The organism is Klebsiella michiganensis (assembly GCA_000963575.1).
Classification (GTDB): Bacteria; Pseudomonadota; Gammaproteobacteria; order Enterobacterales; family Enterobacteriaceae; genus Cedecea; species Cedecea michiganensis_A.
Genome location: CP011077.1, coordinates 2,544,022 through 2,567,852, shown reverse-complemented (window position 1 = coordinate 2,567,852; position 23,831 = coordinate 2,544,022). Strand labels below are relative to the sequence as shown.

The 23,831-nt window shown below is 55.2% G+C and carries 19 protein-coding genes and 2 pseudogenes; 13 read left to right on the top strand and 8 right to left on the bottom strand.

Going from position 1 to position 23,831, the window contains the following annotated elements:
- Positions 1 to 43 precede the first annotated feature (43 nt).
- The 3 genes from VW41_11990 to zntB all read left to right on the top strand — a co-directional run bounded on the left by VW41_11990 (position 44) and on the right by zntB (position 3,145).
- Positions 44 to 1,663, top strand: coding sequence for a peptide ABC transporter substrate-binding protein (locus VW41_11990; protein AJZ89702.1), 1,620 nt, complete (start codon positions 44 to 46; stop codon positions 1,661 to 1,663).
- A 72-nt stretch (positions 1,664 to 1,735) separates the two neighbouring features.
- Positions 1,736 to 2,002, top strand: a complete 267-nt coding sequence (locus VW41_11985; GenBank protein AJZ89701.1) for a hypothetical protein — start codon at positions 1,736 to 1,738, stop codon at positions 2,000 to 2,002.
- Between the two features lie 159 nt (positions 2,003 to 2,161).
- Positions 2,162 to 3,145 (top strand): zinc transporter, encoded by a 984-nt coding sequence (zntB, locus tag VW41_11980; GenBank protein ID AJZ89700.1) that lies wholly within the window; start codon positions 2,162 to 2,164, stop codon positions 3,143 to 3,145.
- A gap of 460 nt (positions 3,146 to 3,605) precedes the next feature.
- Here the strand turns inward: zntB and VW41_11975 are convergent, their stop codons facing one another.
- Positions 3,606 to 4,541 carry a tRNA 2-thiocytidine biosynthesis protein TtcA gene (locus VW41_11975; protein AJZ89699.1) on the bottom strand — a complete coding sequence of 312 codons (936 nt, stop codon included), beginning with the start codon at positions 4,539 to 4,541 and terminating at the stop codon, positions 3,606 to 3,608.
- A gap of 489 nt (positions 4,542 to 5,030) precedes the next feature.
- On the opposite strand from VW41_11975, the pseudogene VW41_11970 reads away from it, so the two are divergent.
- Both VW41_11970 and VW41_11965 read left to right on the top strand, forming a co-directional pair.
- A pseudogene (locus tag VW41_11970) lies at positions 5,031 to 5,300 on the top strand (hypothetical protein).
- 257 nt (positions 5,301 to 5,557) lie between these two features.
- Entirely contained in the window at positions 5,558 to 6,394 is an 837-nt protein-coding gene (locus tag VW41_11965) for an alpha/beta hydrolase (GenBank protein ID AJZ89698.1), read from the top strand.
- 56 nt (positions 6,395 to 6,450) lie between these two features.
- Here VW41_11965 and VW41_11960 read toward each other — a convergent pair whose 3' ends face one another.
- Both VW41_11960 and VW41_11955 read right to left on the bottom strand, forming a co-directional pair.
- Entirely contained in the window at positions 6,451 to 6,849 is a 399-nt protein-coding gene (locus VW41_11960; GenBank protein ID AJZ89697.1) for an acetyltransferase, read from the bottom strand.
- Positions 6,850 to 6,980: 131 nt separating this feature from the next.
- Positions 6,981 to 9,017, bottom strand: a complete 2,037-nt coding sequence (locus VW41_11955; GenBank protein AJZ89696.1) for a prolyl oligopeptidase — start codon at positions 9,015 to 9,017, stop codon at positions 6,981 to 6,983.
- A 210-nt stretch (positions 9,018 to 9,227) separates the two neighbouring features.
- Here VW41_11955 and VW41_11950 point away from each other — a divergent pair, with 210 nt between their 5' ends.
- Complete coding sequence (locus VW41_11950; GenBank protein AJZ89695.1) at positions 9,228 to 9,647, top strand: DNA polymerase V subunit UmuD; 420 nt, start codon at positions 9,228 to 9,230, stop codon at positions 9,645 to 9,647.
- Positions 9,648 to 9,649: 2 nt separating this feature from the next.
- Positions 9,650 to 10,921: a DNA polymerase V subunit UmuC gene (locus VW41_11945; GenBank protein ID AJZ89694.1), complete on the top strand. Its 1,272-nt coding sequence runs from the start codon at positions 9,650 to 9,652 to the stop codon at positions 10,919 to 10,921.
- An 11-nt stretch (positions 10,922 to 10,932) separates the two neighbouring features.
- Here the strand turns inward: VW41_11945 and VW41_11940 are convergent, their stop codons facing one another.
- Together VW41_11940 and VW41_11935 are read right to left on the bottom strand one after the other, a co-directional pair.
- The gene (locus VW41_11940) at positions 10,933 to 11,466 is read right to left on the bottom strand and encodes a hypothetical protein (protein ID AJZ89693.1); all 534 of its coding nucleotides are present in this window, start codon (positions 11,464 to 11,466) and stop codon (positions 10,933 to 10,935) included.
- A gap of 347 nt (positions 11,467 to 11,813) precedes the next feature.
- Positions 11,814 to 12,233: a hypothetical protein gene (locus VW41_11935; GenBank protein AJZ89692.1), complete on the bottom strand. Its 420-nt coding sequence runs from the start codon at positions 12,231 to 12,233 to the stop codon at positions 11,814 to 11,816.
- A 180-nt stretch (positions 12,234 to 12,413) separates the two neighbouring features.
- Between VW41_11935 and VW41_11930 the strand changes: the two genes are divergently transcribed.
- Together VW41_11930 and VW41_11925 are read left to right on the top strand one after the other, a co-directional pair.
- Positions 12,414 to 12,917, top strand: coding sequence for a hypothetical protein (locus tag VW41_11930; GenBank protein AJZ89691.1), 504 nt, complete (start codon positions 12,414 to 12,416; stop codon positions 12,915 to 12,917).
- A 153-nt stretch (positions 12,918 to 13,070) separates the two neighbouring features.
- The gene (locus tag VW41_11925; GenBank protein ID AJZ91946.1) at positions 13,071 to 14,444 is read left to right on the top strand and encodes an ATP-dependent RNA helicase DbpA; all 1,374 of its coding nucleotides are present in this window, start codon (positions 13,071 to 13,073) and stop codon (positions 14,442 to 14,444) included.
- 283 nt (positions 14,445 to 14,727) lie between these two features.
- On the opposite strand, the pseudogene VW41_11920 reads toward VW41_11925, so the two are convergent.
- Positions 14,728 to 18,255 (bottom strand): annotated as a pseudogene (locus VW41_11920) (pyruvate-flavodoxin oxidoreductase).
- Positions 18,256 to 18,467: 212 nt separating this feature from the next.
- On the opposite strand from VW41_11920, the gene VW41_11915 reads away from it, so the two are divergent.
- On the top strand, positions 18,468 to 18,809 hold the full coding sequence (locus tag VW41_11915) for a cupin (GenBank protein ID AJZ89690.1): 342 nt from the start codon (positions 18,468 to 18,470) through the stop codon (positions 18,807 to 18,809).
- A 154-nt stretch (positions 18,810 to 18,963) separates the two neighbouring features.
- Positions 18,964 to 19,230: a hypothetical protein gene (locus VW41_11910; GenBank protein ID AJZ89689.1), complete on the top strand. Its 267-nt coding sequence runs from the start codon at positions 18,964 to 18,966 to the stop codon at positions 19,228 to 19,230.
- On the opposite strand, the gene VW41_11905 is transcribed toward VW41_11910, so the two are convergent.
- Together VW41_11905 and VW41_11900 are read right to left on the bottom strand one after the other, a co-directional pair.
- Complete coding sequence (locus VW41_11905; protein AJZ89688.1) at positions 19,231 to 19,662, bottom strand: heat-inducible protein; 432 nt, start codon at positions 19,660 to 19,662, stop codon at positions 19,231 to 19,233.
- Positions 19,663 to 19,783: 121 nt separating this feature from the next.
- Positions 19,784 to 20,773, bottom strand: a complete 990-nt coding sequence (locus tag VW41_11900; protein ID AJZ89687.1) for a lactate dehydrogenase — start codon at positions 20,771 to 20,773, stop codon at positions 19,784 to 19,786.
- 212 nt (positions 20,774 to 20,985) lie between these two features.
- On the opposite strand from VW41_11900, the gene VW41_11895 reads away from it, so the two are divergent.
- Both VW41_11895 and VW41_11890 read left to right on the top strand, forming a co-directional pair.
- Positions 20,986 to 23,631, top strand: a complete 2,646-nt coding sequence (locus VW41_11895) for a hypothetical protein (protein AJZ89686.1) — start codon at positions 20,986 to 20,988, stop codon at positions 23,629 to 23,631.
- Positions 23,628 to 23,819, top strand: a complete 192-nt coding sequence (locus VW41_11890) for a lipoprotein (GenBank protein ID AJZ89685.1) — start codon at positions 23,628 to 23,630, stop codon at positions 23,817 to 23,819. Before VW41_11895 ends, VW41_11890 begins: the two co-directional genes overlap by 4 nt.
- Positions 23,820 to 23,831: the final 12 nt, after the last annotated feature.

Here is a 23,831-nt window from a genome sequence, read left to right as displayed (position 1 = left end):
ACTTACACAAATCTCCTGAATGCAAATACACGGAAGGATAGCGATGAAAAAAAGCCTCAGTTTTAGCTGTTGTGCGTTGGCCGTTGCCGCCATGCTGCAAAGCGCCTGGGCGGCGGATGTTCCTGCGGGAACAACGCTGGCGAGCAGTCAGGAGTTGGTCAGACATATTAAAGATGAACCCGCGAGCCTTGATCCTATCAAAGCGGTCGGTCTGCCGGAAATTCAGGTAATTCGCGACCTGTTTGAAGGCCTGGTTAACCAAAACGAAAAGGGTGAACTGGTGCAGGGTGTCGCCACCAAATGGCAAAGCAACGATAACCGCGTCTGGACGTTTACGCTCCGCGACAATGCCCGCTGGTCCGATGGTTCCCCGGTCACCGCGCAGGACTTTGTCTATAGCTGGCAGCGCCTGGTTGACCCCAAAAACACCTCCTCCTTTGCCTGGTTTGCCGCCTTAGCGGGCATTACCAATGCACAGGCTATTATCGACGGGAAACTGCCTGCCGATCGGCTGGGCGTGACGGCCGTGGATGCTAAAACGCTGCGGGTGCAGCTTGATAAACCTGTACCGTTTTTCCCAAGCCTGACGGCGAACTTCTCTTTCTATCCCACGCCTAAAGCCACCGTTGAAAAATTTGGTGGGGAATGGACGAAGCCGGGCAACCTCGTGGGCAACGGCGCATTTACGCTGCAGGACAGGGTGGTGAACGAGAAGCTGGTTGTGGTGCCGAATAAAAACTACTGGGACAACGGAAAAACGGTGCTGACCAAAGTGACCTTTATTCCTATTAACCAGGAGTCTGCGGCAACCAAACGTTACCTGGCCGGGGATATCGACATCACCGAGTCTTTCCCTAAAAACCTTTACCAGAAACTGCTGAAAGACATTCCGGGGCAGGTTTACACGCCGCCGCAGCTTGGCACCTATTATTACGCGTTTAACACGCAAAAAGGGCCCACCGCGGATGCGCGAGTTCGCCTCGCCTTGAGTATGACCATCGACCGTCGCCTTATGGCTGAGAAGGTGCTGGGCACGGGGGAGAAACCAGCCTGGCGCTTTACGCCTGACGTCACCGCGGGCTTTAAGCCAGACAGGTCTCCTTTCGAAGATATGAGCCAGCAGGAGCTTAACGCCCAGGCGAAAATGCTGCTGCGTGCCGCCGGCTATGGCGACGCCAAACCGCTTAAACTGACGTTGCTGTATAACACCTCCGAAAACCACCAGAAGATAGCGATTGCCGTGGCATCAATGTGGAAGAAAAATCTGGGCGTTGACGTGAAGCTGCAAAATCAGGAGTGGAAAACCTACATTGACAGCCGCAACACCGGCAATTTCGACGTTATTCGTGCGTCATGGGTAGGGGATTACAATGAACCATCGACCTTCCTGTCGCTGTTAACCTCCACCCACAGCGGTAATATTTCACGCTTCAATACCCCGGCATACGACAAACTGTTGTCCCAGGCCGCACAGGAAACCACCGACAAAGCGCGGAATGCAGATTACAACGCTGCGGAAAAAATCATTCAGGAAAAAGCGCCCATCGCGCCAATCTACCAGTACACCAACGGCCGCCTGATCAAACCGTGGCTGAAAGGTTACCCGATCAATAACCCGGAAGACGTGGCCTACAGCCGTACCATGTATATTATTCAACACTAAGCATGGCTAAAAATTGGTCAGCAAAAGTGCTATTATGGTCACCTCATGCATAGCGATTGCGGAGGTGACGAGATGGCATCAGGTTGGGCCAGTGACGGCGCCGTTCAGGAGCAAATCGACAGTACCGTGGACGACGCCGTGGCCAGAGCGCGCAGCGAGCTACCGAAGGGCGAAAGTCTCGAATTCTGCGAAGAGTGCGGGGAACGCATTCCAGATGCGAGGCGCCAGGCGATTCAGGGCGTGCGGTTATGTATTCGCTGCCAGCAGGCGGAAGATACACACCGGGCAACATTCTCAGGCTATAACCGACGTGGCTCGAAAGACAGCCAGTTACGCTAGTAAAAACCGGGCCATCGCCCGGTTTTTTTATGTCTGCGGTTAAGCTTTATTTACTCTTTTCTCTGCAAATTCAGCGCGTTTGATAACCTCAGGTGGTTGCCTTCGTATCAGAGATGGCTAGACTGACAGAAAGAACTGACTCAGCTTGAGGATTGCGCAGTGGATGTAATTAAAGGCAGCGAACTGCACGTGCCGGACGCGGTATTTGCCTGGCAACTGGACGGCAAGGGCGGTGTTAAGCCTCTCGACAGCAACGAAATTATCGACAGCGAGCATCCCTGCTGGCTACACCTGAATTATACCAATGCCGACAGCGCGGACTGGCTGGCCAACACGCCGCTGCTGCCGAACTATGTCAGAGAGGCGCTAGCCGGGGAGAGTATGCGCCCCCGCGTTTCTCGCGTAGGAGACGGGACCCTCATCACCCTGCGCTGCATCAACGGCAGCACCGACGAACGGCCGGACCAGCTGGTAGCCGTGCGGCTTTACATTGATGAGCGACTGATTGTATCAACCCGCAGGCGGCAGGTGCTGGCGCTCGATGATGTGGTGAACGATCTTAATGAAGGCACCGGCCCAACCGACTGCGGCAGCTGGCTGGTGGATGCCTGCGATGCGCTCACCGACCACGCCAGCGAATTTATCGAACAAATGCACGATAAAATCATCGACCTCGAGGATAACCTGCTCGATCAACAGGTGCCGCCTCGGGGAGCTTTGGCGCTACTGCGTAAACAGTTGATTGTCATGCGCCGCTATATGTCTCCGCAGCGTGATGTCTACGCGCGCCTTGCCAGCGAGCGGCTTAGCTGGATGAACGACGATCAGCGTCGCCGGATGCAGGACATTGCCGACAGGCTGGGCAGGGGGCTGGACGAAATCGACGCCTGCATCGCCCGCACGGGCGTGATGACCGACGAGATCTCCCAGGTCATGCAGGAATCCTTAAACCGTAGAACCTACACTATGTCTTTGATGGCAATGGTGTTTTTACCCAGCACGTTTTTAACCGGGCTGTTTGGCGTTAACCTCGGGGGCATTCCCGGCGGCGGCTGGGCGTTCGGCTTTGCGCTGTTCTGCATAATGTTGGTGGTTCTGATAGGCGGTGTTGCCTGGTGGTTACATCGCAGTAAATGGCTGTAAAATTGCGTAATTCCGATGGGGTTTACTGGCGAAAACGGCGTTGTTATTGAGCAAAATCAAGAAATCAAAAGCCGCATAGGGGCAAACTCTCTCTCGCAGGTGAATGCAACGTCAAGCGATGGGCGTTGCGCTCCATATTGTCTTACTTCCTTTTTTAGAATTACTGCATAGCACAATTGATTCATACAATGCCGGCTTCGATAGTCGGCTTTTTTTTGCCTGCAATTTGTGGGCTATGCTTTAAAGGGCGATTCACCCACACAGGAGATGACGATGCTGTATCGCAACAGCCTGATGATGAGCGACCCGGCTTTTCCCACCGAACCCGTGCCGGTACCAGACCCGATCCCCAGACCACAGCCCATACCCGATCCGCCGACAGACCCGGATCCGAGGCCGATAATCGACCCACCAGCACACCATTGAGGTTTTCCCTCTCCGGGCGGAGAGGGAATGGAGATTATTTAATTTCTAGAATATCCAGACGCTGAAGCGCGGCATCCGCGCCGTCTTCTTCCGGCTGCCAGCCGACTGGCTGCATAGGGATCTCTTCGCGATCGAACGCCAGGTCGCCCCCGTTCACGACTTCTGAACCGTGGGTAATACCTGCGAAATCAAACAACTCGGTATCACACAGGTGCGACGGCACCACGTTCTGCATAGCGCTGAACATAGTCTCAATGCGGCCCGGGTAGCGTTTGTCCCAGTCGCGCAGCATGTCGGCAATCACCTGGCGCTGCAGGTTTGGCTGCGAGCCGCACAGGTTACACGGAATAATTGGGTATTCGCGGGCGATAGCAAAGCGCTCAATGTCTTTCTCGCGGCAGTAGGCCAGCGGGCGAATAACGATATGCTTGCCGTCGTCGCTCATCAGCTTCGGTGGCATACCCTTCATCTTGCCGCCGTAGAACATGTTCAGGAACAGCGTTTGCAGAATATCGTCGCGGTGGTGGCCCAGCGCAATTTTGGTACAGCCCAGTTCGGTGGCGGTGCGGTAAAGAATGCCGCGACGCAGGCGAGAGCACAGAGAACAGGTGGTTTTACCTTCCGGGATCTTCTCTTTCACGATGCCGTAGGTGTTCTCTTCTACAATCTTGTACTCAACGCCGATGCTGTCCAGGTAGGCCGGCAGCACATGCTCAGGGAAGCCCGGCTGTTTCTGATCGAGGTTTACCGCCACGAGGCTAAAGTTGATTGGCGCGCTTTGCTGCAGGTTACGCAGGATTTCCAGCATGGTGTAGCTGTCTTTGCCGCCGGAAAGGCAAACCATAATGCGGTCGCCGTCTTCAATCATGTTGTAGTCGGCAATCGCTTCACCTACGTTGCGGCGCAGGCGTTTCTGTAACTTGTTCAGGTTGTACTGTTCTTTCTTTGTAGCTTCTTGATTCGATTGCATTATTTACTGTCTCTGAAACCAAAAGGGGCATATAAGGGGCAAACTTTTCAAAGCGCCAGCTTACTGTGAAGCATATTCACCTGGTCGCCGCTCTGTTCTTCAATTCATGCAGCATAGGCTTCATAAACCATTTGCGCGTTTTCATGCCCCATCTGACTTGCAATAAAAGAGGGGTTCGCACCGGCTGGTAACAGCCAACATGCGTAAGTGTGGCGTGTATGGTACGGATTCCGGCGGCGAATTCCAGCACGTTTTACAGCTGCGCCCCAACGGTCACCATGCTTGATACGTTGTAATACGGTTTTTGTTCGCCCTTACACATGCGGGGCATCAAACCGAAGCGTATGCGCTGGGTTTCAGTGCGGCCGTATTCCCGGTGATGAAACGTGACGGTAGTTCTGGGCTGCAGGAGTACATCCAAACGCAGTGTCCCAGGTGAGTTAACGCGTTAAAATGCGTCCCGGAATACTGAGTAAATGGAAATTAAGGATGTTGGATTATTTTCGTACGTTAAAAGACGCCTTCTACTGGCAGAAAAAATTAGGGCTAAAGGCGTGGCTGATGTTTGGCCTAAAGAGCGTTCTCGCTTACATATTTCTGGTCGGCTTGTATCTTGTTGGGTTCAGGATCCTAATGTATACGCCGGTCATAGACTATATGACCGGAGACATTATCTACGGGATCACCGCTAACGTGCTCCTTGCCTTGAGAATCATTTTGTCGATTCCAGTCATTCTGCATGGTATCAAAACGGCGGTCCGAGGCATTACCGCAGGCATTCACTGAGTGCCAGTAATCATTTTTTAATTCAATTGCTTACTCTTCTCCAGCAAAACAAGGGGAATTGAGTGGGCATGAAAGTCTCGGACTCTGAATCCAACACGCACAGCGTGCCATGCTGGCGTGTAGAGGACGGATTGCGGCGGCGAATGCCGGCAGGATTTACGGCCATGCCTCACTCATCGACTATGCTTTACCAGGTTAAACGTAATTCATAGCAGCAAGGAGTGAGGTGTATGACATTCGTAAAGACGAAAGATGGCGTCAATATCTTTTATAAAGACTGGGGGCCGAAAACGGCTCAGCCGATTGTTTTTCATCATGGCTGGCCGCTAAGCGCCGATGACTGGGATAACCAGATGCTGTTTTTCTTAGGCGAAGGCTTCCGGGTTATCGCCTTCGACAGGCGCGGGCATGGCCGCTCTGACCAGGTCAGCGACGGGCACGATATGGATCATTATGCGGCGGATGCCTCGGCGGTGGTGGAGCATCTGGATCTGAAAAATGCGGTGCATGTCGGCCACTCAACCGGCGGCGGGCAGGTGGCTCGCTATGTAGCCAAATACGGTCAGCCTCAGGGGCGCGTTGCGAAAGCCGTTTTAGTCAGTGCCGTTCCGCCGCTGATGGTGAAAACGGCGAGTAACCCGGGCGGGACGCCGCTCGAAGTGTTTGACGGCTTCCGTAAGGCGCTGGCGGCAAATCGCGCGCAGTTTTACCTTGATGTTGCCTCGGGCCCATTCTATGGCTTTAACCGCCAGGGCGCAGATGTTTCAGAGGGGAGTATTCGGAACTGGTGGCGGCAGGGCATGGCCGGTAGCGCGAAAGCGCACTATGAAGGGATTAAAGCGTTTTCAGAAACCGACCAGACTGACGATCTGAAAGCCATCACCGTGCCGATTTTGGTGCTGCAGGGTGATGACGATCAGGTTGTGCCATACAAAAATGCGGCTATCCTGCAGGATAAACTGCTCAGCAACAGTACGCTGCACATTTATCCCGGCTATCCTCACGGGATGCACACCACGCATGCCGATACCATCAATGCGGATATCCTGAAGTTTATCCGGGGCTGAGCCGGCTGTTATCAGGGGAGGCAGAAAGCTTCCCCTGCTTATGTGATTTTCCTCGTTTATGCCTCTGATGCTAAAGATGACAAGGCCGACAGGGCTGACTCAGTATCTTTATGCGCCACAAAAATATGGTCGTGGTAATAGCCCGCGACCACGTTACAGCTGATACCTTTCTTCGCCAGCGCGCGTGAAAACGCGGCGGTAAGGCCGACGGCGGCAAGGGATGAGTGAATCTTCAGGGTGATCCAACTGGCGACGTAGTCATAGTTAACGGCATGTTTATCCGCCAGATCCTGCGGAAGAACCAGCGTGAGGCCTTCAGACTCGCGGACGGTCACAATGGCGGCGTCTTTTAATTCCGCAGAAGGTGCGGGTAAAGTGCAAAAAACATATTTTCCCGGATTTAACTCCGGGGCTGCATTGCTCAGCAGTATTGCAAGGTTATTTTCGCCAGCCATTTATCGGTCTCCTTTAATTGATTGAGGACGAATTAAATAGCGTTTGAGCGATAAATAAAAATTAAAAAATATGCTATTGCATTAGATGTGTTAATGGTGAGGCGGTGTGCCTTTTTACACACCGCCCACGTTTATTTCCCGGTCAGCATTTGCCAGAGAAACTCTTCGATCATTGCCTGATGGGCCGCAATCTGGCTATTCTCCGGCGCGCTGCCGTGGCCGGCCTCCGTTTCCTCATACAGCCAGACGTTCTCGTGTCCTTGTTGCTGCATACGCGCCACCATTCGTCGAGCGTGGGCCGGGCTAACCCTGTCATCCTGGGTACCGGTGGTGAACAACGTGGGTGGATAACCCACGTCGGCGGATACTTTGTCGAAAGGAGAATAGCGCCGCAGCCATTCTCGCTCTTCGGCAATATCCGGATCGCCATACTCGGCAATCCAGGACGCGCCGGCGAGCCAGCGGTGGTAATTGAGCATATCCAGTAGCGGGACTTCACACACCAGCGCGCCAAATAATCCGGGGTAGTCGGTGAGCATATTGCCAATCAGCAGGCCGCCGTTGCTGCCGCCCTGGGCGGCGAGTCTTGTGGCACAGGTAACTTTACGCGCAGCCAGGTCTGTTGCCACAGCGGTAAAATCCTCCCAGGCACGATGACGATGCTGTTTGAGCGCAGCCTGGTGCCAGGCCGGGCCATATTCACCGCCGCCGCGAATATTCGCAACGATGTAAACCCCGCCTTTTTGCAGCCACGTCGCGCCTTTTGAGCCGAGGTAGTGAGGTGTTAAAGAGACCTCAAATCCACCGTAACCGTACAGCAGCGTCGGGTTATCACCGGACAGTGCCAGCGCTTTGGCGGCAACCTGGAAGTAGGGGACGCGGGTACCGTCCAGCGAAAGGGCAAAGTGCTGCGTCACGTTAAATGCCGCCGCGTCAAAGCAGGCAGGATCCTGTTTGATGAGGTTGAGCGTATCGCTGTCCAGATCGCCATAGCTGAGGCTGTTGGGCTGCAGAAACCCGTGGCTGACCAGCCGATAGCGGTTGCTTTCATCGTCGATACCGCTGGCGGAAACGTTGGTGAAGTCGGGCAGCTCAAGCGTTTTTATGCAGTGACGCTGGCCGTGGTCTATTTTCACAAACTCGACTTTCTCGACAGCATCCTGGCTCAGGTTAAGCAGGAGGTAATCGCGGGTTGAGCTGTAACCTTGCAGCGTCGTGCGCGAGTTTGGCGTGAAGAGCGGAATGAAATTGCGCTCGCCCCGCTGGAAAGCAGCTAAATCAATAGCCAGTAAGGCACCTGCGGGCCAGACCGTCTCGGCTATTGGCCAGTCGGAGGTTAGCGTGACCAGCAGCCAGTCTTTGAAAAATCCACATGAAGCGTCTGTCGGGACGTCGATAAGCGTTAGCGTGTTCTGGCCAGTTAAAAGCCAGGTTTGCCCGTGGTAAAAATCTTTGCTGCAGTGCACCACATCTCGCTCGAAACCGGGCGTGTCATCATGCCAGGCTGAAACGGCCATATCCGTTGCTTCACCGGCATAAATCAGCGGCGCATCCTGGGGCGATGTGCCTCGAGCCCAGCGATAGACGCTGCGTGGATAGCCGGAAGTGGTGAGCGTATCGTCCCCCGCGTCCAGCGCCAGCAGCAGGGTGTTTTCATCCAGCCAACTGACTGAGCTTTTGCTTTCAGGCAGGAAGAAGCCCCCGGAGATAAACGTTTTACTCACCAGATCGAATTCACGAATTTCACAGGCATCGCCGCCGCTGGATAAAAAGATCAGCGCCCGCGAATAGTCCGGGTGCAGGAGATCCGCGCCGTGATAGCTCCAGTTTGCGCCTTCTTCTTCGTTCAGGCGATCTACATCCAGCACCGTTTCCCATTCTGGATCGGCGGTAAAATAAGAGCTTTCAGAAGTCCGGCGCCAGATGCCGCGAGGGTGCTCGTCATCCTGTCGGAAGTTATACACCGTGTTGCGGTAGTGGCTCCCCCAGGGAATGTTGGTTTTATCGTCAAGCGACTGCAGGATAGAGCCCCGCATCTGCTGGAAACGTTCTCCCGTGGCAAACCTGTCCGTGGTGCGTTTATTTTGGTTTTCCACCCACCTTAGCGCCGCGGCATCTTCCGGGGTTTCGAGCTGGTTAAGCAAATCCTGAATCACTGGCTGTGTCATCACGCATCCTTTTGTTGGGTAACGGCCTGCTACTGACCATATCACTATGCTCTTTTTCATTACACCTTAAGGCTTTTATGGATTCTGCCAGCGCGATCGAATTTTTTCGCTTGCAAAACAAATGGCTTAGCAAAAGTACGTGTTTTCTGACTTGAAGTGTCTTTTTTACCTGATACTGTATATATAAACAGTATTTGTATTGGCGGTAGCATGAATCTTCTCAAACCAGCGGCATATTGCCCTGACTCTTCCTTGCCTCTCTTTGGTGACCTGGTGCAGTGCGGGTTTCCGTCACCTGCCCAGGACTACGTCGAGCAGCGTATCGATCTCAATAAACTGCTGGTGCGGAACCCCGGCGCGACCTATTTCGTGAAGGCGGCGGGGGATTCGATGGTAGAGGGGGGGATCGGCGAAGGAGACTTACTGATTGTTGACAGCTCAAGAACGGCGTCACAGGGCGATATCGTGATTGCGGCGATTGACGGGGGGTTCACCGTGAAACGCCTGCAGCTTCGCCCAACGGTGATGCTACTGCCGATGAATAGCGCCTGGGCACCGATTCCCGTCACCGATGAGGCGCCACTCGATATCTTCGGCGTTGTCACTTTTATCATCAAAGCGGCGAGCTAAACATGTTTGCGCTGGTGGATGTGAACAGCTTCTATGCCTCGTGTGAAACGGCTTTCCGCCCGGATTTAGCCGGAAAGCCGGTGGTGGTTTTATCCAATAACGACGGCTGCATCATCGCACGCTCTGCGGAAGCCCGGCCCTTTGTCAAAATGGGAGAACCTTTCTTTAAACAGAAAGAGGCGCTCAGGCGGCATGGCGTGCTGACGTTTAGCAGCAACTACGAGCTGTATGCCGATATGAGCCAGCGGGTGATGGGCGTGCTTGAAGAGTTACTGCCCAGGGTCGAGATTTACTCCATTGACGAGGCATTTTGCGACTTAACGGGCGTTAGCAATTGCTACAACCTGAAGGATTTTGGCCAGACGATCCGTTCGACAATCCGCCAGCGCACCCGTCTGACGGTGGGTGTCGGCATTGCGCCGACCAAAACGCTGGCAAAGCTTGCAAACCATGCGGCAAAAACGTGGCAGGATCGAACCGGCGGCGTGGTCGATTTATCGCGCCCGGCGCACCAGCGCTGGCTTATGGCACAGCTGCCCGTGGGCGACGTCTGGGGCGTAGGGCGGAGAATGTCTAAAAAGCTCGACGGTATGGGCATCAAAACGGCTTTACAGCTTGCCGACGCGGACATCCGTTTTATTCGCAGGCATTTCAGCGTAGTGTTGGAAAGAACGGTGCGGGAGCTGCGCGGCGAATCATGCCTTGAAATGGATGAGTTCTCCGCCGCCAAACAGGAGATCATCTGCAGCCGCTCGTTTGGGGAACGCATTACCGAATTTGAGGATATGCGCCAGGCGATCAGCAGCTACGCAAGTCGTGCGGCGGAAAAACTGCGGGCTGAGCATCAATATTGCCGCGTGATATCTGCCTTTGTGAAAAGCAGCCCGTTTGCCGTGAACGAACCTTATTACGGCAACAGTGCCTCGGTTTCATTGCTCATTCCCACGCAGGACAGCCGGGATATTATCCAGGCCGCGATGCAGAGTCTGAACGCTATCTGGCAGCCGGGGCACCGCTACCAGAAAGCCGGCGTTATGCTGGGGGACTTTTTTAGTCAGGGAGTGGCACAATTCGATTTGTTTGACAGCAATGTTCCACGGCCTAACGGCGAAAAGCTGATGACCGTGCTGGACTTTCTGAATAAAAAGCAGGGTAAGGGCACGCTCTATTTTGCCGGGCAGGGAATACAGCAGCCGTGGGCGATGAAGCGTGAAATGCTGTCACCGCGCTATACCACGCGCTATGCCGACCTGCCGCAGGCGCGGGTTTGCTGAGTGTGCTGTCGTTATAAATCCACTTTTTCAGGAAGCGGAACAGAGATAGGCTCCCCACACACCGTGACTTGTGGCCCGCCAAGATCGTTCCAGCGGAATAAATTCAGGTGCCAGCCGTCGGGAATGCTTCGGGAGCGGTCAATAATGCCATCGGCGTTGGATAAGCGAGCCTGGTCGGCATTTTGCCACGAGGGCGGTTCAATATTTTGCTGCAGGGCGCTAAGCCAGCAGTGATTCGACAGCTCGCGGTTGATGCCTAAAGCCTGGCATGAATATTCATCCCGCTGATCCAGCACCAGTGCGCCTTCGACATGCAGTGGGACGAGCATCCGGGATTTGCCGTCCTTTCGCATATGGGCGGCGACCGCGAGCATCGCCCACTCACGCACCGGGCTCATATAAAGAATTGTTTGTCCTGGCCGATGATAGCGTCCTGGGGAATCGGGCCGGCTGCGCGACAGCACGCTGCTGAGGAATTCCGTCGGGACGGCGCGGAAAAAGAAACCGGTGACGTTTTTGAAATGAAGGGGGTTATCGGACACAATGGCACCTGGTTTGCTCAGAAAATTGGCAACCTTAGTTAACCAGAGCGTTGTGACAGAATTGCCATCGCAACGGCCCGAAGCGTCGATGATTACCGGGAGAGGGCCAGAATAGTTGCGCTGCTGAACTTTTTTTCATCGAGCCTGTCAATATCACAGCAAGAGTCATGGGAGAGTATTTCAGAGTGAAAGGATTTTTGACGGCATTAATACTCATTGCCAGTTTTCTGATTGGCTGCGCGATGTACTACAAAGTGGGCTGCTGGTTTGAGGATGACATCATCAATTTTTATGCCGGAGACGAAGGGTGAGGCCGGGGGTAACTGCACGAGGCATAATTACCCGTCAGTTTAACCTTTAAAGACTGAAAACTTCTTGGTCAGCGGTTTGAGTTTTTCAGTTTCGCCATAAAGCGCAATGCCAACAAAATCGAGCTCAGCGAAAGGGGTTTCGCGCGTGTCTTTAATCTGTTGTTCAGATGAGTGCGACAGCATGGTGGTGGTAAAAAAGTTATATAGCACGCCTTCTGCCCCGCATTTCTCCAGCGTTGTCGCCAGCTGGCTGCTGTTTTTAGACTGAAGCACCACCACCGGGTAATGATTCATCCAGGCGCTTAAGCCGCTATCCTGGTTGGGATAGTCATGAAATTCAGGCTTATCCACTTTAAGCATAATACCGCCGCACAGGTGGCCCACGGCGTTCATTTGCACGCTGAGGTCGGCGTTGCGGTTCACGATGACATAAAGCTTGTAGTCATTATCTTCGAACATTCTGGCTCCTTGTCTGTCATTAAGCGTTTTCTACTGATTTAGCTTAGGGCGAAAAGCTCAAGCATAGTAATCATTTTTTTATTCACCTTCCTGTTTACGATCAATCTTTAAGACACATGAAAGTCATTCAAACATCAATCGTTATGTATTATTTTATATAGCGATTGATGAGGAGAACGAATGGAACTTTACGTTTTTTATGTGGGCGGCAATGCCGGCCAATCTAATATTGAAGTGCATGATGTCCAGTTTGTGGCTGCAGAAAAGCCAGAGGATGCCTGGCCTGCGCTGAGAGCCGCCTGGTTTGGGGACAAAGATAAAATTCATATCGACGGTTACGGTAAACTGCGCTGGGCCGACGGCTACCGCATTAGCCTTTCAGATAAACCCGTTGAACAAACGCCAAAACTCTTTTTTGTGAACGTCGGCGGCTACAGTACGAAAACGCTGGCGGAGCTGCATGAGTTTGATTTCTTCGTGGCTGAAAATCCGGGGCAGGCGAAAGAGAAGGCGATTGCCAGCCTGCTGGTCGAAAGCTATCAGCAGCATAAAGACAACCTGAAAGATGTCGACGACTGCCTGCTGTTGGACAGCGTAGGGGGGTATTTTATCCGCCTGGAAAAAGTGGAGCAGGGCGAACGCTTCAGGCCAGAATGGCAGGGTTATTTACCGATTGGCGAATAACGCTATTATTCTCGATGGAAAAACGGGGCCTTAACTAAAGGCGTCGTTTTTACTGTTTCACCCGCTAACGCAGCAAAATTGATAAACTCACGCCTGAACCACGCGAATCTGCTAGCATACGCGCCTGCCCGTTATTATTAAGAGATGACCATTGTGACCGCTTTTTCCGCACTGAACGCTTTACCTGAAGCACAACTCGCCAACCTTAGCGAACTGGGGTATCACGAAATGACGCCCGTTCAGGAAGCGGCCTTGCCCGCCATTCTGGCCGGAAAAGACGTCCGTGCACAGGCAAAAACCGGCAGCGGCAAAACCGCAGCTTTTGGCCTGGGCCTGCTGCAGCACATTGATGCCAGCCAGTTTCTAACCCAGTCGCTGGTGCTGTGCCCAACGCGCGAGCTGGCCGATCAGGTCGCCAAAGAGCTGCGTCGCCTGGCACGCTACATGCCAAATATTAAAATTTTAACCCTGTGCGGCGGCCAGCCGTTTGGCGTGCAGCGCGACTCGCTGCAGCATGCGCCGCACATTATCGTTGCCACGCCAGGCCGCCTGCTGGATCACCTGAAAAAAGAAACGGTGAAGCTGGATGCGCTGCAAACGCTGGTGCTGGACGAAGCCGACCGCATGCTGGACATGGGCTTTGCCGATGCCATCGATGAGGTTATTGCCCATGCACCAGCCAAACGTCAGACGCTGCTTTTCTCCGCCACCTGGCCTGCCGCCATTGCCGCCATCAGCGGGCGAATTCAGCGCGAGCCGCAAACTATCGAGATTGATACCGTTGATGAATTGCCGTCGGTGGAACAGCAGTTCTATGAAGTTTCCCGCGGCGGCAAAATCGGCCTGTTGCTGTCCGTGCTGAGCAAACATCAGCCTGCGTCCTGCGTCGTTTTCTGTAACACCAAAAAAGATTGTCAGGCCGTTTGCGATGCGCTGAACGAACGTAATCAAAGCGCGCTAGCGCTGCACGGTGATATGGAACAGCGTGACCGCGATCAGACGCTGGTGCGCTTCGCCAACGGCAGCAGCCGCGTGCTGGTGGCAACGGATGTTGCCGCTCGTGGGCTGGATATCAAGGCGCTGGAAATGGTCATTAACTACGAGCTGTCGTGGGATCCGGAAGTGCATGTTCACCGCATTGGTCGTACCGCCCGAGCCGGGCAAAGCGGGCTGGCTATCAGTTTCTGCGCCCCGGAAGAGGCGCAGCGCGCCAGCGTGCTGGCAGAAATGCTGAATCTGTCTCTGAAATGGCAGCCGGTGCCGTCCGGTGGGGCCGTGAAGCCGCTGGAAGCGGAAATGGCGACGCTGTGCATTGACGGCGGCAAGAAAGCCAAAATGCGTCCGGGTGATATTCTGGGGGCGTTAACCGGGGATATGGGGCTGGAAGGCGCGGACATCGGCAAAATCGACGTCCACCCAATCCATGTTTATGTTGCGGTACGCCAGTCCGTGGCGCGTCACGCATGGAAACAGCTGCAGCAAGGGAAGATTAAGGGCAAGTCGGTTAAGGTTCGCCTGCTGAAGTAAACGAGCTTTCCCCTGAGCTGACCTTCTCCCAGCGGGGGAGAAGGATGCTAACAACGGGATGTCTGTGTTTTCCCCTCACCCTAACCCTCTCCCCGTGGGGGAGAGGGTATGAAAGAACGCCAATCTACGATTTCCCTCTCTTTCTTCAAGGGAGAGGGGGTAAAAGAACGCCAATCTACGATTTCCACTCTTTCTTCAAGATAGAGGGGATAAAACAACGCCAATCTATGTTTCCCCCTCTCCCTGGCAGGGAGAGGGTCGGGGTGAGGGTAAATCCCCCCGATTACTCGCTAACCTTCTCCGCTTTACCCGCCAACTGCGCCAGGAAGTCATACCGCTTCTGCAAATCTGCCGCGGCGTCTTTCCACAGCTGCTCGGCGACTTCCGGCTGCTGGGCGTTCAGGCGGCGGAAACGCTGCTCCTTCATTAGCGTATCGGCCAGCGCATCGGACGGTGGACGGGAATCCAGCGCCAGCGGCACCTTGCCTTCGTCCGCGCGGCGCGGGTCGAAGCGATAGAGCGGCCAGAAGCCGGTGGCGGTCAACTGGCGCATCTGGTCATGACTCAGCGCCAGATCGTAGCCGTGCTCTTCGCAAGGGCTGTAGGCGATGATCAACGACGGGCCAGGATAAGCCTCGGCTTCCTGAATCGCCTTCATCGTCTGGTTTAGCTGCGCTCCCAGCGAGATTTGAGCGACATACACATGGCCGTACATCATCATGCTAACGCCCAGGTCTTTACGTGCTTTGCGCTTGCCGTGCTCGCCAAACTTAGTGACGGCGCCCAGCGGCGTGGCTTTAGACGCCTGACCGCCGGTGTTGGAATAACACTGCGTATCCAGCACCAGAATGTTGACGTTTTCGGTCAGACTGAGCACATGATCCAGGCCACCAAAGCCGATGTCATAGGCCCAGCCGTCGCCGCCAATCAGCCAGATAGATTTCTCCACCAGCGCGTCGGCATCGGTAACCAACTGACGGGCATCGGCATCGTCAATGCCCGCCAGATGCTTACGCAGCTCGGCAACCTGTTCACGGCGAACTTCCGGGGTGGCCTCGGCGTGAAGCTGCTCATTAAGCTCTGCCGGAAGTTTATCGCCAAACTGGCCCAGTAAACGCATGACGCGGGCGCGGTGCTGATCCACCGTCAGGCGGAAGCCCAGCCCGAACTCGGCGTTATCTTCAAACAGCGAGTTGGCCCATGCCGGCCCGCGGCCGTTGGCGTCGGTGGTGTACGGCGTGGATGGCAGGTTACCGCCGTAAATAGACGAGCAGCCGGTGGCGTTAGCGATCAGCATGCGGTCGCCGAATAGCTGGGTCAGAATTTTAATGTACGGCGTTTCGCCGCAGCCGGAACAGGCACCGGAGTATTCAAACAGCGGCGTTAACAGCTGCGAGGTGCGAATGTCGATACGCTCCAGGCTGGCGCGATCGATTTCCGGCAGGTTGAGGAAGAAGTCATAGTTCTCTTTCTCTTCTGCAACGTGTTCAAGGCGGGACAACATATTAATTGCCTTGATTTCCGGGTTCTGGCGATCTTTTGCCGGGCAGACTTCTACGCAGAGGTTACACCCGGTGCAATCCTCTGGCGCCACCTGCAGCACATATTTCTGACCGCGCATATCCCGGGACTTCACGTCCAGCGACTGCAGGGCTTCCGGCGCGCCTTCCATTGCCTCAGGCTGAACCACTTTGGCACGAATAGCCGAATGTGGGCAGGCCGCGACGCAGTGGTTGCACTGGGTACAGATATCCGGCTTCCAGATAGGAATTTCTTCGGCAATGTTGCGTTTTTCCCAGCGGGTAGTACCCATCGGCCAGGTGCCGTCAGGCGGCAGGGCGGAAACCGGCAGGGCATCGCCAAGCCCGGCGAGCATAGCGGCGGTAACTGTTTTCACAAAATCAGGGGCGGCGTCGGACACCACCGGAGGTCGCATTGCGCTTGTCGGGTTAACTGCCTGCAGCGGTACTTCGGCGAGAGAATCCCGCGCCAGCGCCAGCGCCTGCCAGTTTCGCTCGACGATTTCAGTCCCTTTGCTGCTGTAGCTTTTGGCAATCGCGCCCTGGAGTTCAGCCAGCGCGGTGTCGCCAGGGAGGATCTGCGTCAGGTGGAAGAACGCCATTTGCATCACGGTGTTGATGCGGGCGCCAAGATGGCACTCCCGGGCGATCTTCGCCGCATTAATAACATACAGGCGAGCCTGTTTCTGGTTGAGCACGGCCTGAACTTCCTGCGGCAGGCGGCTCCACACCTCATCGGCGTCGTAAGGCGTATTCAGCAGGAAAATACCGCCGGGCTTCAGGCGCTCGGCCATCTGGTATTTGTCGATAAACTGCAGCTGGTGGCAGCCAACAAAATCGGCTTTCTCAATCAGTTACGTGGAGTTGATCGGCCGCTCGCTCACGCGCAGGTGAGAAACCGTCAGCCCCCCGGCCTTTTTGGAGTCATAAACAAAATAGCCCTGGGTAAACCACGGCGTAGAGTTACCGATGATCTTGATATTGTTTTTGGTCGCAGAAACGCTGCCGTCGCTGCCCAGGCCATAAAACAGCGCCTCGAGCCTGGCCCGGTTCGGCAGGGTGTTTTCCGGCAGCGGCAGCGACAGGTTGGTCACATCGTCGTAAATACCCACGGTGAAGCGTGGGCGGGGTTTGGCTTCGTTAAGCTCGTTAAAGATAGCCAGCACGCATTCCGGGCCAAACTCTTTGGATGACAGCCCATAGCGGCCCCCAATAACGCGAGGCAGCGTTTCGCGGTCGCCCCGGCTCACGGCCTCGGCAAGCGCGGTCATCACGTCGAGATACAGCGGTTCGGCAAGGGCGCCCGGCTCTTTGGTACGGTCAAGCACCGCTACCTGGCGCGCGGTTTGCGGCAAAACTTCCAGCAAATGTTCGGCGGAGAAGGGACGGTAAAGGCGAACTTTCAGGACCCCCACTTTTTCACCGCGGGTCAGAAGTTCATCGACGACTTCTTCGCAGGTGCCGACGGCGGAGCCCATCACGATAATCACGCGTTCAGCTTCAGGGTGGCCGTAATATTCAAACGGCCGGTAGCTGCGACCGGTGGTGGCGGCAAAGTCGTTCATCGCCTGTTCAACGTGAGCGTAAACCGCGTTGTACCAGGGGTTGGTGGCTTCACGGGACTGGAAGTAAGTGTCCGGGTTAGCCGACGTTCCGCGGATCACCGGATGTTCCGGATTCAGGGCGCGGGCGCGGTGCTCATCGATCTCTTTTTGCGGTAGCAGGCTGCGAAGGGTATCGTCCGCCAGTGGCACAATTTTGTTAATTTCGTGCGAGGTGCGGAAGCCGTCAAAGAAATGAATAAACGGTACGCGGCTTTTCAGGGTCGCAATATGCGAAATCAGCGCGAAGTCTTGTGCTTCCTGGACGCTGCTGGCGCACAGCATGGCGCAGCCGGTCTGGCGCACGGCCATCACGTCTGAATGGTCGCCAAAAATAGAGAGCGCGTGGGTGGCCACGGTGCGGGCGGCAACGTGGAGAACAAATGGCGTCAGCTGGCCCGCAAGCTTGTACAGCGTCGGGATCATCAGCAGTAAGCCCTGTGATGACGTAAACGATGTGGAGAGCGCGCCGGTTTGCAGAGCGCCATGCACCGCGCCAATGGCACCTGCTTCAGACTGCATCTCGACTACGCGAGGCACATCTCCCCAGACGTTCTTTCTGCCATCGCCGGACCAGGCATCCGCCTGTTCTGCCATCGTTGAACTGGGAGTAATGGGATAGATGGCAATTACTTCACTGGCACGAAACGCCACGGAGGCGACTGCGCCATTGCCGTCGATAGTGATCATAAGACACCCTTACATTGCGCAAAATAAAGGGACCCGCCTGCCTGCCTTGAGTCCCGTAATAACCCCCAATTATAGTACGTCCATCTATCTGCTTGAAGTTGCTGAGTCTCCGAGTGCACAAATTGATCCAGGCCCGGCGTGAACCGTGGGTGAAATGTGTTACCTGAATATCTTATGGTGATTAAGAATTTGTAACGCAGGACAGATGCGGTATGGATAACGCTTTCTCAGAAGAGGGCGACATGATGTCTACGGGATCGTTAACGGCACTGGCAGGGACTTTATCGGACCCGTGGCGCTCGCGGCTGCTTGGGCAGGTTGGGCGGGCCAATATCAAGCTGATCAAAATGGGCGGCGAGGGGATCCCCAATGAATCCCATGCCGGGTTTGAAGAACTACTGGTGGTGATTGAAGGACAAATGACGCTGGTGGTGAACGAGACGACCTTCTTGCTGGAGGCCGGGGATTATTATCTGGTGCCCAAAGAGGCGGTGCACCGCGTGCTGCCCGGCAGCCACGGTACGCTGTTACTCATTGATGCAGAGCAGCATTGAACGCGGAGGCGACTCAGAAAACTCTGATGTTTTGGTTTAAAAAGTGATCTAAGCCACATAAAGCAACACACTTTATTGCTTTGTGCTCTCGACGCAGCGGGAGCCATGCGCCATTATGCAAAGGTTTTGCATATTCAGACGGGAGAAAGAAGCCATGCGCGCTGCGTTTTTAGCCGGTTGTGCCGCACTGTTATTATCAGCATGCAGTAATGAACCCCCTCAACAGGCCACTGCGGCCCACGTCCCTCCGGGCCTCAGGGCGGCGATGTCCAGCCAGGGCGAAGCGAACTGTGCGATGATCGGCGGAACGATGAGCGTTGCGCGTCAATTGGACGGCAGCGCGATTGGCATGTGTGCCATGCCGAACGGCAAGCGCTGTAACGAAAACTCGCTTGCCGCTGGCACCTGTGGAAGCTACTGATTAATTAACGAGATCGGCCAGTTTGTACGTCAGCGTATGCTGGCCGCTCTTCAGTACCAGCTGCTGGTTAGCCAGAGAAACGTTAGCCCCGCTGGTCAGCATGTCATTGATACGGTGATCCAGGTCGTTCAGCTGCGGCTCGGTGCAAAGCATCATCGTCATGCCCAGGCCTTTCACCTTCAGCGTATTGTTCTCAAGGGTTGCCTGGCCCATAAAGCGGTTACACATCGCGCCAGAAATATGCATATTCTCACCGAAGCTCAGCTCAGGTGCACGCTTGCTGTTTTTAACGTCCAGAGGCTTGCCGTCAACGCTTTCCAGCACAAAACGGTGGTGCTGCAAGTCTTGTGCAGTCACGGAACCTTTATCCGACGGTTGGGCACAGCCCGCCAGCACAACGCTCGCCAGCATCAGTGAAGCAAACTTTTTCATCTCTTCTCCCTAAGGTTTATGTGTCATCAATGAAAGCGCGCCACTTTCGCAGGATGTGGCGCATGAATCAGTAAGGATATTCTTAAAATCAGCCCACAGCCTGCGAGAGGCGCGCGGAAAATCAGTTCAGCTGGTTCGGGCAAGGCTCGCCTTTTTCGAGCTGACGCAGATTTTCAAGCGTCGTTTCGGAAATGCTGATCAGCGCTTCTGCCGTCAAAAATGCCTGGTGGCCGGTAAACAGCACGTTATGGCAGGCGGAGAGGCGGCGGAACACGTCGTCCTGAATCACGTCGTTGGACTTATCCTCGAAGAACAGATCGCGTTCGTTCTCGTACACATCCATGCCCAGCGCGCCAATTTTCTGGTGCTTCAGGGCATCAATGGCGGCCTGGGAATCAATCAGCCCACCGCGACTGGTGTTAATCACCATCACGCCGTCTTTCATTTGATCAAAGGCGGTCTGGTTCAGCAGGTGATAGTTTTCCGGGGTTAGCGGGCAGTGCAGGGAAATAATGTCGGACTGCGCAAACAGCGTTTCAAGATCGACATATTCCACGCCTAAATCCAGCGCCGCTGCGCTCGGATACGGATCAAACGCCAGCAGGCGCAGGCCAAACCCTTTCAAAATACGCAGCGCGGCAACGCCGATTTTACCGGTGCCGATCACACCTGCCGTTTTGCCGTGCATGGTAAAGCCGGTTAAGCCTTCAAGCGAGAAGTTGGCGTCACGGGTGCGCTGATAGGCGCGATGAATGCGGCGATTAAGGCACATCATCATCCCGACCGCGTGTTCAGCCACGGCTTCCGGTGAGTAGGCGGGAACGCGAACCACCGGCATACCAAGCTCTTTCGCCGCGTCTAAATCAACGTTGTTAAAGCCGGCACAGCGCAGCGCGATAAACTTAACGCCATGTTTTTTTAGCTCTTCCAGCACAGGGCGACTACCATCATCATTAACGAAAATACACACGCCGTCGCAGCCGTTGGCGTTCTTGGCCGTTTTTTCGCTTAACAGGAAGTCAAAAAATTCAAGATCAAAGCCATATTCCTGGTTAACCTGCTCCAGATACTTTTTGTCGTACTGTTTTGTGCTATAAACCGCAAGTTTCATAAGACTTATCTCCAGAAAGGGTTGGTTCCAAAACTATCATGCTTAAAATAATCATACAATTTATAAACTGAAATTTTAACGGCAGGTGACTATTTCACTTTCCGGGCCGACTATGATTAATACAGCCGCCGCCTTCACGCCCGGCCTGAATCGTGCCAGAATAATGACATATTTCGGCTTAAATTGTCGCTGAATCAGGATATTAACCACCCATGAAGGGTAAATATAAAGCCGCACTTGCGCTGTTACTTGCGTTGATTCTGCTGCCGCTGTCGCTGCTATTAACGGTGGCCCACTGGCTGCCGACGCTCGCCGGTATCTGGCTCCCGCAGGGCACCCACATCGCGATGGAGGCCAGTCCGCGTCTGCGCAACGGCGCGATTATTATCCCCGATCTTCGCTATTTCGCCGGGGAGTGTGAACTCGCCAGCTTAAAGGATGCGACCCTCAGCCATCCGAGCCGCTGGCGGCTTCACCTCGCCGGGCTGAATCTCAATCCTGACTGTATCAGCAAGATCCCCGCAGATGATGTGGCCCCCGCCGCGCCGCGCACCCTTGAAGAATGGCAGAAAATGCTGCCAAACACATGGCTGACTATCGACCAGCTAAATATCACCCCGTGGCTGCAGTACGCGGGCGCGCTACATCTCTCCCTAACCCCGCAGCAGCAGCAGCTGGATTATCGGGGCAAATTACTCACGCTATCCGCCACGCTTAAAGGACAAAACCTGAGGGTCAGCGAACTGAAAGTGGGGGCATTTGAAGGGCTTCCGCCGCTTGAGCTGGTGGGCGACCTGACGCTCCCGCTGGTGCCGGATGGGCTGCCTACGGACGGGCAGGTTGCCACACAGCTGCAAATCCCGCAGGAGCCGGACATGCTGCAGGTGGCCCTCAACTGGCACACTAACGCCGGCACGCTGACGGTGAAAAAATCGTCAGGGGACGAGGCGCCGCTGCTGAGCATTCCCTGGCGCCTGAGCGAAAACGCCCTTGAAATCAACGCCGGGCAGTGGCGCTGGCCTTATGAAGGCTTCCCGCTGGGCGGCGGGCTGTCGCTGAAAGTGGATAACTGGCAGGCCGGGCTGGATAACGCCGTATTTACCGGGCGGCTGAACGTGTTGACCCAGGGCGAAGCCGGGAAAGGCAACGCCGTGCTTAACATCGGGCCCGGCAAACTCAGCCTGACAGACAGCGCTTTACCGCTGCAGCTCACCGGCGAGGCGAAGCAGGACCAGCTGATTTTCTATGCGGTACTGCCGGGCGAACTGACGGGCGCGGTGACTGACCCGAGGCTGTTGTTCCAACCCGGGGCGTTATTGCGGTCGCGTGGCCGCCTTATCGAAACGCTGAATATCGATGATGTGCGCTGGCCGCTGGCCGGCGTGCGCGTCTCTAGTAAAGGTATAGACGGCAGGCTACAGGCCATCTTGCGTGCCCACGACAATGAAATGGGGGCCGTTGAACTACATCTGGACGGTAAGGCCAATGATTTCCTGCCGGACGCAGGCCTGTGGCAATGGCGCTACTGGGGGAAGGGCAGCTTCACGCCGATGCAGGCGAAATGGGATGTTCGCGGCGTTGGTGAATGGCGTGACAGCGCCATTGAACTGAACTCTCTTTCCACCGGTTTCGACAAGCTTCAGTACGGCTCTATGCTGATGTCGAAGCCTCGCCTGAGCCTGGACAATCCGCTGCGCTGGGAGCGGAACGAACAAAAAGAGATCTTCACCGGCGATTTCTCGCTGGACGCCGGGGCGACGACCTTTAGCGGGGGGAGCACCTTGCCGCCATCGACGCTTAAATTCAGCGTTGACGGGCAAAATCCAACTTCTTTCCTGTTCAAAGGCAATCTACATGCAGGGAAGATTGGCCCGGTGCGCGTGGTAGGCCGTTGGGACGGAGAACGCTTGAGGGGGAACGCGTGGTGGCCGAAACAAACGCTCACCGTGTTCCAGCCGCTTCTGCCCGTCGACTGGAAAATGGATCTCAAAGGAGGGGACCTCTACGCCCAGGTCGCCTTCTCCGCGGCGGCCGGGCAGGGCTTTGAAGCCGGGGGGCACGGCGTGGTCAAAAGCGGTAGCGTGTGGATGCCGGACAACCAGATTAACGGCGTGGATTTTGTGCTGCCGTTCCGCTTTAGCGATTCGACCTGGCGCCTTGGCAGGCGCGGGCCGGTAACGCTGCGCATTGCGGAGATACGAAATCAGATAGCGGCGCAAAACATCACGGCCGATCTGGAAGGCTGGTACCCGTGGAGTGAGCAACAGCCGCTGCTGCTGAGCAACGTCAATGCGGATGTGCTGGGCGGAAAAATTTCTATGCAGCAGTTGCGTATGCCGCAGCATGACGCGGCGCTCTTACGCCTGCAGGGGCTGTCTGCCAGCCAGTTGGTTACCGCTATTAACCCTAAGCAGTTCAGTATGTCCGGGCGCTTCAACGGTGCGCTGCCGCTGTGGCTCAACCACCCGCAGTGGATAATCAAAGACGGCTGGCTGACTAACCCTGGCCCAATGACGTTCCGCATGGATAAAGACATGGCCGATGCCATTGTTGATAACAATATGGCAGCTGGCGCGGCAATCAACTGGCTGCGCTACATGGAGATCTCGCGTTCCTGGACTCAAATCGACCTCGACAACCTCGGGGTGGTCAGGATGCGCTCAAGCGTGACCGGTATTAGCCACGTCGAGGGCAAAACCAACACCGTCAATCTCAACTATACCCATCAGGAAAACCTGTTTACTCTGTGGCGCAGTTTGCGCTTTGGCGATAATTTACAAACCTGGCTGGAAGAGAACGCCGCGCTGCCAACGGCTCGCTGCACCCAAGCCGGCGAAGCCTGTGAGGAATCCAAATGAACTATTTTACCGCTGTGCTGCTGGTATCTACGGCACTGTTGCTGACAGGCTGTACGCCACGCATTGAGGTGGCCGCCCCTAAAGAGCCCATCACCATCAATATGAACGTCAAAATTGAGCATGAAATCCACATCAAAGTGGATAAAGACGTCGAAAGCCTGCTTAAAAACCGTAGCGATCTGTTCTGAGAAGGGGAACGG

Excerpts from the sequence above, each read along its gene's own strand:
- VW41_11905 (AJZ89688.1), bottom strand. The coding sequence starts at position 19,662 with ATGAAAAAGTTTGCTTCACTGATGCTGGCGAGCGTTGTGCTGGCGGGC.
- VW41_11900 (AJZ89687.1), bottom strand. The coding sequence starts at position 20,773 with ATGAAACTTGCGGTTTATAGCACAAAACAGTACGACAAAAAGTATCTG.
- VW41_11975 (AJZ89699.1), bottom strand. The coding sequence starts at position 4,541 with ATGCAATCGAATCAAGAAGCTACAAAGAAAGAACAGTACAACCTGAAC.
- VW41_11990 (AJZ89702.1), top strand. The coding sequence starts at position 44 with ATGAAAAAAAGCCTCAGTTTTAGCTGTTGTGCGTTGGCCGTTGCCGCC.
- VW41_11930 (AJZ89691.1), top strand. The coding sequence starts at position 12,414 with ATGGAACTTTACGTTTTTTATGTGGGCGGCAATGCCGGCCAATCTAAT.
- VW41_11985 (AJZ89701.1), top strand. The coding sequence starts at position 1,736 with ATGGCATCAGGTTGGGCCAGTGACGGCGCCGTTCAGGAGCAAATCGAC.
- VW41_11950 (AJZ89695.1), top strand. The coding sequence starts at position 9,228 with ATGAATCTTCTCAAACCAGCGGCATATTGCCCTGACTCTTCCTTGCCT.
- VW41_11935 (AJZ89692.1), bottom strand. The coding sequence starts at position 12,233 with ATGTTCGAAGATAATGACTACAAGCTTTATGTCATCGTGAACCGCAAC.
- VW41_11895 (AJZ89686.1), top strand. The coding sequence starts at position 20,986 with ATGAAGGGTAAATATAAAGCCGCACTTGCGCTGTTACTTGCGTTGATT.
- VW41_11910 (AJZ89689.1), top strand. The coding sequence starts at position 18,964 with ATGCGCGCTGCGTTTTTAGCCGGTTGTGCCGCACTGTTATTATCAGCA.
- VW41_11890 (AJZ89685.1), top strand. The coding sequence starts at position 23,628 with ATGAACTATTTTACCGCTGTGCTGCTGGTATCTACGGCACTGTTGCTG.
- VW41_11960 (AJZ89697.1), bottom strand. The coding sequence starts at position 6,849 with ATGGCTGGCGAAAATAACCTTGCAATACTGCTGAGCAATGCAGCCCCG.
- VW41_11955 (AJZ89696.1), bottom strand. The coding sequence starts at position 9,017 with ATGACACAGCCAGTGATTCAGGATTTGCTTAACCAGCTCGAAACCCCG.
- VW41_11965 (AJZ89698.1), top strand. The coding sequence starts at position 5,558 with ATGACATTCGTAAAGACGAAAGATGGCGTCAATATCTTTTATAAAGAC.
- VW41_11915 (AJZ89690.1), top strand. The coding sequence starts at position 18,468 with ATGGATAACGCTTTCTCAGAAGAGGGCGACATGATGTCTACGGGATCG.
- VW41_11945 (AJZ89694.1), top strand. The coding sequence starts at position 9,650 with ATGTTTGCGCTGGTGGATGTGAACAGCTTCTATGCCTCGTGTGAAACG.